We start from the raw sequence: 11,214 nt of genomic DNA, 5'->3' as shown, positions 1-11,214 counted from the left end.
CGCTCGTGCCCGGCCTCCTGGAGGGTGTCGGCGTGCGCGTGGTCCTGGTTCGGGTCGTCGTTGGGGTCGTCGGGGGGCTCGTCGGGGGGGTCCGTTGTCGGCTCCTCCGTCGGGTCCGTGGTCGGCTCCTCGGTCGGGTCGTCTGTGGGCTCCTCGGTTGGCTCCTCCGTCGGCTCCTCGGTTGGCTCCTCCGTCGGGTCCGTGGTCGGCTCCTCGGTCGGGTCGTCCGTGGGCTCCTCCGTCGGCTCCTCACCAGGGAAGAGCGCGTCGCGCTGCTCGTCGGTCAGCTCGACGGGCTCGCGGTAGACGACCGACTCCTCGGTGCCGTTGCCGTGCGCGGTCCAGACGACCGCGTCGTACTCCTTCGCCTCCTCGAGGCTGCTCGCAGCAACGGTGGAGACCTTCGTGAAGCTGTTGGCCGCCGAGGTGTCCCGGAAGTAGGAGAACTCGGCACCGAGCACGTCGGCGGAGGTGAATTCGTCGGGCTTCTCCCGGTCGATGATGGCGGAGTACACGCCCACCGCATCGCTGCCGGTCGAGGTCTTCGGCAGGTTCCTGTAGTCCGTTCCCTCGACCTCGACCTGGAGGCCGTCCGCCTCGGAGGCGCCGATGACCTCGTGCGCGGTGGCGCCCTCGAACTCCGCGGGTTCCTCGGGCGGGGCCTCGTAGCTGTAGGTGACTTCGACCGGGTTGGTGGGTTTGCGGGGCTGGATGGAGGTCGCGCCGCCGGCGGTGGAGTACCAGTAGGAGTCCTGGCCGGTGGCGACGTTGAAGTCGATCCACTCCTGCGGGAAGGCGCCCCACCACTCCTGGGTGCGGTCCTGGATGTTGCGGCCCTGGGTGTCCGTCTCCACCCCCAGGTAGTCGGGGGTGACCTCGAACCCGGTCTCGGTGAGATCCACCGTGGAGTTCTGCAGATTCGCGATCGGGCCCTCGACCGGGTCCAGCTTGATCCACTTGGAAAGGTCGTCCATGTCCGTGCCGTAGCCGGAGTAGGTGCCGGTGATGGTGCCCTTGCCGTTCTCCACGACCAGCTTGGGGTCGGAGATGGTCCAGTAGGTCATGCCGCCGTAGTAGGCGAAGGTCCAGGACCCCTCCCACTCGATGGTGCCGGTGTCCGTCTCCGGATCCACGGTGCCCGTGCCGCCGGTGATCTCGACGAAGTCGCCGGTGTGGTTGTCCTCGGCCTGCGCGTTGGTCTTGCTGTTGACCAGCGCGCCGTCCGCGGTCTTGCAGCGATCGGCGAAGTTGTTGAGACCCTCGCCGTCGGACTTCCTGATCGAGGTGTTGCCGTCGACGAAGCTGCCGTCGGCATCGGTCGGGAACAGCTCCCCGGCGTCGGCGGCGGTCCAGATGCGGGCCATGCCGCTGTCCCCGGCCTCTCCGGCGACGAGGAAGTTGCAGCCGCCGAAGTAGGAGCCGCCGGTGGACTCGTCGTTGACCGACCAGTTGAAGGTCGCATCGGTGACGTTCCCCTCCGCCGCCTGCGCGGGACCGATGGGCAGGCCGGAGGCGGCCGCTCCCACCGTCACCGCAGCGGCGAGCGCAGCGAAACGGGCACCGCTCTTGCGAGCAGGTGTCTTCATATGACTCTCCAGTTCGTCGTGCGCGCCGCGGTGTGTCCCGCCGGCGCTGGTAGTGACGCGCTCCTGTCAGCCACGGCCCCGCTTCATTCCGCAGAGCTCCTGATCTTTTAGCCTCACCTGAATTTAGTGAGGCTAACCATTCAAAGGTTAGGCTGACCTCAACGTCATGCGCTACAGTAGCCGTGCCGCACCTTGGAATCAAATGTGAATCCGGTGATCGGTCACTCAACGACAGCGCCGCCTGCCACGGGAGTCGGCACACCGAACGCACCGCACCTGCCTCCGGCGCAGCCAGGCCCGCGCAGGTAGAACAGATTGAAGGGAACACATGCCCGCAGGTCCCCTGAGGCGCGTGCTGCGCACCCGCCGGAAGGCGATCCGCCGCGGCTCCTGGATCGCCGGCGGCCTCGTCGTCGTCCTGCTGCTGTGGAACAACGGACTCCACAACATCGGATCTTCGACCTTCGCCGCGAACGACAGCTGCACCCCACCGGAGGCAGTCGCGGATCCGCAGCCTCCCGAGCTGCCCGGCACAGATCGCGCCGACCTCCCCGACCCCAAGACCATCGAAGGCAGGACCACCGCCTACACCCGCACCGGGGAGATCGCTCCGATCGACGCGAACCCGGAGCTGTCCCAGCGCCTGCCGGTCACCGTGAAGAGTTCGGACGGACCGGAGCAGACGATCACCGACACCAGCCGCATCCTCGCCCTCAACCAGAACGGCGGGCTCGCCGCCGCGGTCGTCGGCCTGGGGCTGGGCTGCAACATCATCGGCAGGGACGTGGCGACCAACATCAGCGGTCTCATGCCGGAGGCCGAGGACGTCCCGCTCGTCACCCAGAACGGGCACGAGCTCAATGCGGAGGCGGTCCTCAACCTCGCGCCCACGGTCATCCTCACGGACACGACCATCGGTCCCTACGACACGCAGATCCAGCTCCGCAACGCCGGGGTGCCCGTCGTCTTCATCCCTTCGAGCAGCGAGGACGGCATCCACGGTGTGGGCGACCAGATCCAGGCCGTGGGCGATGCGCTGGGCCTGTCCGAGCTGGGCGAAAGGCTCGCCAAACGCACCGACGCGGAGATCAGCCAGACCATCCAGGCGATCGGCGCGGAGCAGGCACCGCCGGACGCGGAGGACAAGCCGCGCACTGTCTTCCTCTACCTGCGCGGGAGCATCTACTACTGGTTCGGCCGCGGATCGGGCGCGGACACGCTCATCCAGGGCATCGGCGCACGCGATGTCGCCACCGAGGTGGGCTTCGAAGGCATGTCCCCCACCAATTCGGAGGCGCTCATCAAGGCGGCGCCGGACGTCATCATCGTCATGACGCTGGGACTGGAATCGGTGGGCGGCCTGGACCGCGCGCTCGAACTCCCCGGCATCAGGCAGACGCCCGCCGGGAAGAACCGCCGGATCGTCGACATGAGCGACTACGAGGTCATGAGCTTCGGACCGCGGTCCGCCTCGGTGCTCGCCGCCCTGTCGACCGCCATCTACGACCCTGAGCACTCCTATCAGCCCGAGCACGGCCCCGAGGCCGTGGAGAAGCGCGTGGAGGAGATCCGCGAGGAGCGGGCTCAGGACGAAGGAGAGACCGAATGAGCGCTCCCGTCGAACGGCGTGACCGCACCCAGCTGCGCGGACGGCACTCCGTCGTCACGGACTCGCAGGACCGCACCGCAGCGGAGGGCGCGGGTGCGCCCTCCGCACTGCCGGGCGCGGAGGGCGGAGCCCCGAGACGCGGCGGGGTGGCCCCGCCGGAGCCCAAGCCGCGCGGCGGACGCGGACGCAGCGCAGTAGGCCTGCTGTTCCTCGTGCTCTCGGTCGTGCTGGTGCTCGCCACCCTCGCCTCGGCGATGATCGGCCAGCTGTTCATCCCGCCCGGCGAGGTGGTGGGCTCCTTCTTCCGCGGTCTGGGACTGAGCTTCTCCTGGCTGCCGGCCCCCGGGCAGGAGTTCGGCCACGAGGCCCTCTGGGAGGTCCGCTTCCCCCGCGTGGCGATGACGATCCTCGTGGGCGCCGCGCTCGCGATCGCCGGCGCACTCATGCAGGGGATCTTCGGCAACCCCCTCGCGGAGCCCGGTGTGGTGGGCGTGAGCTCCGGGGCCGCCGTGGGCGCGAGCTTCTCGATCCTCTTCGGCTTCACCTTCCTGGGCTCCTTCACCACCCCGCTCTTCGCCTTCCTCGCGGGCCTCGCCACCACCGCGCTGGTCTACGGGCTCGCCCGGGCGCACGGGCGCACCGAGGTGGTCACCCTCATCCTCACGGGTGTGGCGGTGAATGCCGTGGCCGGCGCCGCCATCTCCTTCATCGTGTTCAAGGCGCCCACCTCGGCGCGCGAACAGATCGTCTTCTGGCAGATGGGCTCCTTCAACGGCTCCCGCTGGGAGCAGGTGAGCGTGATCCTGCCCATCATCATCGCGGGAATCGCGGCCTCCCTCTTCCTCGCCCGGCAGCTCGACCTGCTCGCGCTCGGCGAGAAGTCCGCCCGCCACCTGGGAGTCAACGTCGAGCGGCTCCGCATGCTCGCGATGATCTACGTGGCCCTGCTGGTCTCGGCCGCCGTGGCCTTCGCCGGGATCATCGCCTTCGTGGGCCTCGTGGTACCGCACCTCGTGCGCATGCTCATCGGCCCCGGCCACCGGGCCCTGCTCCCGGCCTCCGTGCTGGGGGGCGCGGTGCTCCTCGTCATCGCGGACCTCGGCGCCAGGACGCTCGTGGAGTTCGCGGACCTGCCGATCGGCATGCTCACCTCGCTGGTGGGCGGACCGTTCTTCTTCTACCTGCTGCGCCGGTCCCGCGCGGCGTCCGGAGGCTGGGCATGAGCCCCCTGTTCCGCGGGCCGCGCCGCCCCGCATACGCCTCCGTCGGCACCACGCTCATCCGAGTCCGCGACGTCGTCGTGGAGTTCGGGGAGAAGCGGGTGCTCGACGGCATCGACCTGGACATCCGCGCCGGGGAGGTCCTCGCGATCGTCGGCCCCAACGGCGCCGGCAAGTCCACCCTGCTGAATGTCATCACCGGCGACGCGGAGCTGGTGAGCGGGAACGTCGAGGTGGACGGTCATGCCTGGCACGCCTGGACCGGACGGGAGCTCGCCATGCGCAGGGCCGTCCTGCTCCAGCAGGTGGACGTCTCCTTCCCCTTCACCGCGCTCGAGGTCACGGAGATGGGCCGCTCGCCGTGGGCGAACCTGCCGGAGTCGCAGAACGACGAGCAGATCGTCCACGGCGCCCTGGCGCGCACGGAGACCTCCCACCTGGTCGCGCGCAGCTACTCCTCCCTGTCCGGCGGCGAGCGGGCGCGCGTGGCGCTGGCCCGCGTGCTCTCCCAGACCGCGGCCGCCATGCTGCTGGACGAGCCCACCGCCGCACTCGACATCCGCCACCAGGAACAGGTCCTCGCCACCGCGCGCCGGTACGCGGCCACCGGGAGCGCCGTGGTCGTCATCATCCACGACCTCGACCTCGCAGGGGCCTACGCGGACCGGGTCGCCGTGCTCGCACACGGCAGGATCGCCGCCGACGGCCCGCCCGAAGAGGTGTTCTCCGCAGAGCTCCTCTCCCACGTCTACGACTATCCGGTGCACGTGGTGCCGGATCCCATCACCGGGGCGCCTGTGATCGTCCCCATCCGCACTCCCAAGGAGCAGCTGCTATGAGCAAGGCACACATGCGTCACGCTCGCGCCGATGCGCCCGCGTGCGCCGCGGACCAGGAAGCGCTCGCGCCCCGGCGCGCCGCGCGCGAACAAGCCGCACGCCGCACACGCGGCCGCCGGCTGAGGGCGGCGCTCTCCGCGCTCGCCGTCGCCGCGCTCGTCGCCGGCGGCGGTCTGCTCGGAGCCGTCGGCCCGTCCGCCCCGGCCCAGGCGGCCGCCAAGGTGACGATCGAAGGCGGGGACAGCCTCGATCCCGACGGCGAGACCCAGCTCAAGCTCAAGGGCACGGGCTTCCAGTCCGTGCAGGGCGGGTTCGGCGGGATCTACGTGCTGTTCGGCTGGGCGAAGGACGGCACCGGCGGCGGCTGGCGGCCCAGCAAGGGCGGCAAGACGGGCGAGGACTACCGCTACGTCTACGACGACGAGACCAAGCCCGCGGGCTTCCAGCTCTTCGTCACCTTCCCCGGCTCCTCGACCGCCGACGCCGCCAACGGCGGGCAGATCAACGCCGATGGCACCTGGGAGGCCACGCTCCGCGTGCCCGGCGCGAAGTTCGAGTCCTATGACCGCTCGCAGAACGTGGCCGAGGTCGACTGCTTGGCCGACGGCTGCGGGATCATGACGATCGGCGCGCACGGCGTGGTGAACGCGAACAACGAAACCTTCACCCCCGTCTCCTTCGCCGGCGGCTCCGGCGGTGGGGACGGAGGCGGCGAGGAGGAATCCGAGGACGCTGAGGCCGCTGCGGACGCTCCCGAGGCCGAGGACGCCGAGGCCTCCCCCGAGGCCGCCGCCGCGGACCCGGGCACCGCGCAGCAGGCGGCGGTTCCCGCCGCCGCGGATCCCGAGCTCCTCGCCGCACAGCAGCGGCAGACCACCCTGCTCGCAGTGCTGCTGGGCGTGGGCATCGTCCTCACACTCTGCGTGGTGGGGCTCGCCTTCGGCATAGGCGGCTATCTCGCGATGAAGTCCCTGCTGCTGGGGGTGAATCCGGAGGCGCTGGAGAAGGTCCGGGCCAGGCGGGAGGCCCGTGCGGTGCGCGCCGAGGCGAAGCGCCGGCGCAGGATCTCCGCCATCCGCAGGCGCGAGGAGATCCGCAGCCAGCGCGCCGAGGCCCGCGACGGCGGCCGCGTCGCCCGCGCGACCATGGATTCGCCGGAGACCGGCGCGAGCACCGCGGACGAAGCCCTCATGCGCTTCTTCGCCGGAGGCGACGACGTCGCCGTGCCGACCGCGGCCAACGGCGCGGCGCAGTGGGCGACACCGGCGCACACGCCCGCGGCCGAGGACGCGGACACACAGTCGATCGACCCGGTGGGAGGCACCTCTGCGACGCCCTCCTCCGAGGCGCGCACCACCGTGCTGACACACGTGAAGGAGGATGAGCGATGAGACGCACAGGGACGAACGCAGGAGGGGGGCGGAGGAATCCGCGCGCCTTCCCCCGGCAGACGCTCAGGAGGCGGCTGGCGCGCCTCGGCGGCATGGCAGGCGCCTCGCTGCTCACGGCGGTCATGGGCATCGGCATGGCAGCGACGCCCGCGAACGCGGCGGAGACAGAGGTCGAGGACGTGACCTTCAACTGGTCGGTCAACGACGAGTCCACCGGCGGCTCCTACTTCGGCGGCTGCAACTTCCTCGTCGCCGGAGAGGCCGGGGACACCGGCATGGCCCGCATCTGGACCGCGAACGACGCCGGAACCGTCTACAAGACCGACGAGGACGGGAACTTCAGAGTCGGCAACACCACGATCCGCAAGTCCGACGGGGTCGCCGTCAGCAGCTTCAGCAAGCGCTGCAGCACGGCGGACGGTGCGACGGTCAACAGCAACACCAATGCACAGGCGGACGACAACCACACCGGTGACTTCGTCGAGATCACCGGCGGCACCGGGACGGTCGATCCGGAGACCGACACCGCGGACATCCGCTGGGAGGGGTCCTGGACGTTCGCCTATTACGGCGGCATGACCTACTGGACCATCTCCGATCCGCATCTGAAGGTCACGAACGGCAAGGGCGCCATCACCGGCACCTACTCCGGCTACGGCACGGACATGGACGACCTTTCCAAGTGGATCAAGCTGGACCCGGTGGAGGGCCCGATCGCGAATCTGCAGAACTCCACGGTGGATGTCACAGAGACCGGGTTCGAGGTCACGCCGGACTACCTGGGGGTGGAGACGGACACCGAGGGCCGCAACATCCAGGACCGGAGCCAGGAGTGGTGGGGTGCCTTCCCGCAGGAGTGGATCGACTTCAACGTCGCCACCGGTCAGGACTCCTACTGGTACTCGTCTGCCGGCGGCGCGACCTCCATCCAGCCCCGCAAACCCACCAACCCGATCACGGTCGAGATCGCCTCACCCATGCCCCCGGGACAGGTTCCCGAGGCCATCACCGGTCTCGAGGTCGGTCCCGGGCACAACTCGGCCTCGGTCTCCTGGGAGCACCCGTCCAATGGCGCAGCACCCAAGTACGAGCTCGCCTGGGCGAAGGGTTCGCAGTCGGTCGGGCAGGACACCGATCCGAAGAACGACTCCGGCTGGTCGTCGCAGAATCTGGGCGCGGTCAAGTCAGCCACGATCAACGGCCTGGAGCCCGAGACCGAGTACACCGTCGCGCTGCGCGCCTCCAACAAGAACGAGGACGGCGAATACCCCGAAGACCTCATCGGCGACTGGATCAGCACGACCTTCACGACCGGGAAGACACCCGCGGAGGAGCCGCCGCCGGACGATACACCGGACTCCCTGCCCGGCGGCGATGAGGAGGACGGAGACGAAACCGGCGATGGCTCCTCCTCCGACGGCGCGGTGTTCCGCTGGGGCATGAACCGCGAGGCCGGCTCCGGCGCGTACTTCGGCGGCTGCAACTTCATCACGGCGGGCGAGGCTCCGGACACGGGCATGTCCAAGGTCTGGACCGACAAGTCCTTCTACAAGACCAAGGCCGGCAACGTCTCCGTGCGCAAGCCCAACGCCTCCGGCGACTGGGTGGACGCCACCTGGGACAACAAGTGCCTGGACCGCAACGGCAAGACGCTCTCCACCAACGGCAAGGACCAGTGGAGCGAGCAGCAGGTCGTCATCACCGGTGGCGAGAGGACCACCAGCGGCGACGGTGTGAAGATCCAGTGGAAGGGCTCGTTCAGCGTGGTCTTCTACGGAGGCATGACCTACTGGTTCGCCAAGGACCCGGTGCTCGAGCTCGACGGGAACGGCAACGGCACGGTCACCGCCGAGGCCTCCGGCTACGGCGCGGCCATGTACGACTCCTCCAAGTGGGACAAGCTCTCGTCCACCACCATCACCCTGGCGAACGTCAAGGGCGTCGATGTGGACAAGGCGGAGTCCGACGGAGGCTTCACCGTCACCCCCGAATACCTGGGCGTGAAGTACTCCGGCACCGGCGGCGAGGAGGACAGCGGCGGGAACGACGTGGGCGGCGAGGGAGGCAATCCCAACAAGCAGGCTCCGCGCACTGCTGAGAACGAGGACTACTGGGGCGCCTTCCCCTCCGACTTCCTCGACTTCCAGAACGAGACCGGGCAGTTCTCCTACTGGTTCAGCTCTGACGGTGCCCGTGATCCGTACAAGCCCACCGTGCCCATGACCGTGGGCTACAGCGAGGACTACGACACCACAGCAGGCGACTACTCCGGAGAGGAGGCAGCCGGAGGAAGCGGAGGCGCACCACAGGCCACGAATCCCGATGCCGGCGCACAGCCGGACGGTGCCAACGGCGGAGGAGCCCCGGAGGCGGCCTCGGCGGAGGAGGCCGATCTCTCCGAGGACCGCTCCGCGTTCTCCCAGGTCGCGCAGGACGCAGCCGGTATGGAGGGGATACCGACGAGGACCGTGGTCATCGCGGCGATCACCGGCGGTGCCGGCCTCGCCGCGACGATCACCTCGATCGTGTACTTCCGCAGACGGCTGGGGCTGGACCCGGCCGCGTTCGTCTGAACGCAGCATCTCGCGGCGGGTCCGCACACGGTTCGCACTCAGACCCGCCCACTACCCTCACCACCACCACGAGCACTGGAGAAGATCATGACCGCAGCCCAGCACACCGCTGAGCAGACCATGCCGCAGCGGCCCGGGGAGCCTGCCGCCGGCTTCGCCGCACGGGTGAAGACGGAGACCCAGGCCGCACACGACGATGCCGAGCACTCGGCCTTCATGGACGACCTGCTGAACGGCAGGCTCGACGCACAGGCCTATGTCTCCCTCCTCGAGCAGTACCTGCACCTCTACCGGGTGCTTGAGGCGGTGGAGTCACGCTTCGCCGCCGCACCGGAGCTCGCAGGCGTGCTGGACGCCCGGCTGCACCGTTCCTCCGCACTCGAGGCGGATCTCGCCGAACTCAAGGACGAGGCACCGCTCGCCGCCCCCACCGCAGCCACGGCGGAGTACATGGGACGGCTGAGCAGCCTCGGACCGGAACAGCCGGAGAGGTTCTTCGCCCACCACTATCTGCGCTACCTCGGCGATCTCTCCGGCGGGCAGGTCATCGGCAGACTCGCAGGTCGGCACTACGGCGTGCCGCAGACCGCCATGCGCACCTGGCGGTTCGACGGCATCGAGAAGCTCAAGCCGTACAAGGACGCCTACCGGGAGGCGCTCGACTCGGCACCCCTGAGCCCGGCGCAGCAGGCCGCGTTTATCGAGGAGGCCTCCGCGGGGTTCGTCCTCGCCCGGGAGCTCTTCGACTCACTGCGCTGAGCGGCGGCGCGCTGAGCGGATCACCCGGCCCGCACAGCGCGCCGCCCGTGCGGACGGTCAGCGATCCTCCGGAGCGCCGCTCTCCGGGCCTTCGCCGTCTGCGGCGTGAGCGCTGTCCCCACCGGCCTCGGGCTCCTCGTCCGCCTGCGTGTCCCGGTCCGGGCTGGGCGCCAACTGCTCCCACAGCATGAGGACTCCCACGCAGACGAGCCCGCCCACCAGTCCGCGCGACAGGCTGCCCCACGGGCGCGGCCAGTCGCCGAACCCCGTGGTGACGCTCAGCAGGAACAGAACCACGACAGCAGCGGCGACCGCAACGATGTAGCGCATCCTTCGATCCTGCCAGCCCCGGGGGCGCGCGCCAAACACCCGGTTGCACGCCGGGAACATCACGATCGTGTAACATCGCCGGATGCGTGAGCGGGAACCCCGCGCACGCCGCCATCGGAAGCGCTGCCGAGAGAGGAGGCCGGACCATGTCACTGCTCGCAGAGCGCCGGGCGCACCCGCCCGCAGAAGACACAGCGACGGGCGCTGACGCCTCGGCGATGGCCGGCCCCCGCGCAGCGCACGCGGCCGGTGACCGCGTCGCCCGCTCGCGCACCCGGCGCCGCCGCTCCGTCCTCGCCTCCGCGCTCATCACCCTCCTCGTGGCAGGCGGGCTGACCCTCGGCCAGGCGTCCCCCTCGTCCATGCGCGACGCGGAGACGATGACCACCTCGCAGCTCTCGGCAGGTCAGCGCTATGTGGCCGGAGAGGTGGCTGACATCACCCGCGCGGAACTCGAGTCCGCGGGCCTCGCGTCCGACGACATCGCCCGGGCCCAGAAGATCGTCCTCATGACGGCGCTGCAGGAGAGCTCGCTGCGCAATCTGAACCACGGCGACGCGGATTCGCAGGGCCTGTTCCAGCAGCGGCCGTCGATGGGCTGGGGAGACATCGAGCAGGTGCGGGATCCGCAGTGGGCGGTGGCGGCGTTCCTGGGCACCAACGACGCGGTCGAGAATCCCGGACTGCTGGACGTCGCGAACTGGCGGACGATGTCGCTCAACGATGCCGCGCAGGAGGTGCAGCGCTCCAACCACCCCGAGCAGTACGGGCGCTGGGAGGCTCTCGCCACCTCCCTGCTGGAGGAGTCCGAGGTCCGCTGACCGCCGCTTTCCCGATCCCCAGCACCTCCGCGTTTCCGCCTCCCCTCCGAAACCCCCTCTCCCCGCAAGTTACGTCTGCGTACCGG

The 11,214-nt window shown here is 69.8% G+C and carries 9 protein-coding genes; 7 read left to right on the top strand and 2 right to left on the bottom strand.

Going from position 1 to position 11,214, the window contains the following annotated elements; translation table 11 throughout:
- Window positions 1–1,586: HtaA domain-containing protein (locus tag Q0A33_RS06725; protein WP_291794670.1), on the bottom strand; the 1,586-nt coding region annotated here is incomplete at its 3' end.
- 328 nt (window positions 1,587–1,914) lie between these two features.
- Between Q0A33_RS06725 and Q0A33_RS06720 the strand changes: the two genes are divergently transcribed.
- The 6 genes from Q0A33_RS06720 to Q0A33_RS06695 all read left to right on the top strand — a co-directional run bounded on the left by Q0A33_RS06720 (window position 1,915) and on the right by Q0A33_RS06695 (window position 9,977).
- The gene (locus Q0A33_RS06720) at window positions 1,915–3,195 is read left to right on the top strand and encodes an ABC transporter substrate-binding protein (RefSeq protein WP_291794669.1); all 1,281 of its coding nucleotides are present in this window, start codon (window positions 1,915–1,917) and stop codon (window positions 3,193–3,195) included.
- Window positions 3,192–4,418, top strand: coding sequence for an iron ABC transporter permease (locus Q0A33_RS06715; RefSeq protein WP_291794668.1), 1,227 nt, complete (start codon window positions 3,192–3,194; stop codon window positions 4,416–4,418). The genes Q0A33_RS06720 and Q0A33_RS06715 overlap by 4 nt, the downstream gene beginning before the upstream one ends.
- Window positions 4,415–5,254, top strand: coding sequence for a heme ABC transporter ATP-binding protein (locus Q0A33_RS06710; RefSeq protein WP_291794667.1), 840 nt, complete (start codon window positions 4,415–4,417; stop codon window positions 5,252–5,254). The genes Q0A33_RS06715 and Q0A33_RS06710 overlap by 4 nt, the downstream gene beginning before the upstream one ends.
- A complete protein-coding gene (locus Q0A33_RS06705) occupies window positions 5,251–6,645 on the top strand; it encodes a hypothetical protein (RefSeq protein WP_291794666.1) in 1,395 nt (464 codons plus the stop codon). Before Q0A33_RS06710 ends, Q0A33_RS06705 begins: the two co-directional genes overlap by 4 nt.
- Window positions 6,642–9,218, top strand: a complete 2,577-nt coding sequence (locus Q0A33_RS06700) for a fibronectin type III domain-containing protein (RefSeq protein WP_291794665.1) — start codon at window positions 6,642–6,644, stop codon at window positions 9,216–9,218. Before Q0A33_RS06705 ends, Q0A33_RS06700 begins: the two co-directional genes overlap by 4 nt.
- A gap of 87 nt (window positions 9,219–9,305) precedes the next feature.
- Entirely contained in the window at window positions 9,306–9,977 is a 672-nt protein-coding gene (locus tag Q0A33_RS06695) for a biliverdin-producing heme oxygenase (protein ID WP_291794664.1), read from the top strand.
- A gap of 57 nt (window positions 9,978–10,034) precedes the next feature.
- On the opposite strand, the gene Q0A33_RS06690 is transcribed toward Q0A33_RS06695, so the two are convergent.
- Window positions 10,035–10,307, bottom strand: a complete 273-nt coding sequence (locus Q0A33_RS06690) for a hypothetical protein (protein WP_291794663.1) — start codon at window positions 10,305–10,307, stop codon at window positions 10,035–10,037.
- 146 nt (window positions 10,308–10,453) lie between these two features.
- Between Q0A33_RS06690 and Q0A33_RS06685 the strand changes: the two genes are divergently transcribed.
- Window positions 10,454–11,128 (top strand): peptidoglycan-binding protein, encoded by a 675-nt coding sequence (locus tag Q0A33_RS06685; protein WP_291794662.1) that lies wholly within the window; start codon window positions 10,454–10,456, stop codon window positions 11,126–11,128.
- Window positions 11,129–11,214 lie beyond the last annotated feature (86 nt).

This window comes from Brevibacterium sp. (assembly GCF_022712115.1).
GTDB classification, from domain to species: domain Bacteria; phylum Actinomycetota; class Actinomycetes; order Actinomycetales; family Brevibacteriaceae; genus Brevibacterium; species Brevibacterium salitolerans.
This window is presented reverse-complemented; position numbering and strand designations above follow the sequence as displayed.

What these genes read in the sequence shown, in the direction of transcription:
- Q0A33_RS06720 (WP_291794669.1), top strand. Translation starts at nt 1,915, where the DNA reads ATGCCCGCAGGTCCCCTGAGGCGCGTGCTGCGCACCCGCCGGAAGGCG.
- Q0A33_RS06715 (WP_291794668.1), top strand. Translation starts at nt 3,192, where the DNA reads ATGAGCGCTCCCGTCGAACGGCGTGACCGCACCCAGCTGCGCGGACGG.
- Q0A33_RS06710 (WP_291794667.1), top strand. Translation starts at nt 4,415, where the DNA reads ATGAGCCCCCTGTTCCGCGGGCCGCGCCGCCCCGCATACGCCTCCGTC.
- Q0A33_RS06705 (WP_291794666.1), top strand. Translation starts at nt 5,251, where the DNA reads ATGAGCAAGGCACACATGCGTCACGCTCGCGCCGATGCGCCCGCGTGC.
- Q0A33_RS06700 (WP_291794665.1), top strand. Translation starts at nt 6,642, where the DNA reads ATGAGACGCACAGGGACGAACGCAGGAGGGGGGCGGAGGAATCCGCGC.
- Q0A33_RS06695 (WP_291794664.1), top strand. Translation starts at nt 9,306, where the DNA reads ATGACCGCAGCCCAGCACACCGCTGAGCAGACCATGCCGCAGCGGCCC.
- Q0A33_RS06690 (WP_291794663.1), bottom strand. Translation starts at nt 10,307, where the DNA reads ATGCGCTACATCGTTGCGGTCGCCGCTGCTGTCGTGGTTCTGTTCCTG.
- Q0A33_RS06685 (WP_291794662.1), top strand. Translation starts at nt 10,454, where the DNA reads ATGTCACTGCTCGCAGAGCGCCGGGCGCACCCGCCCGCAGAAGACACA.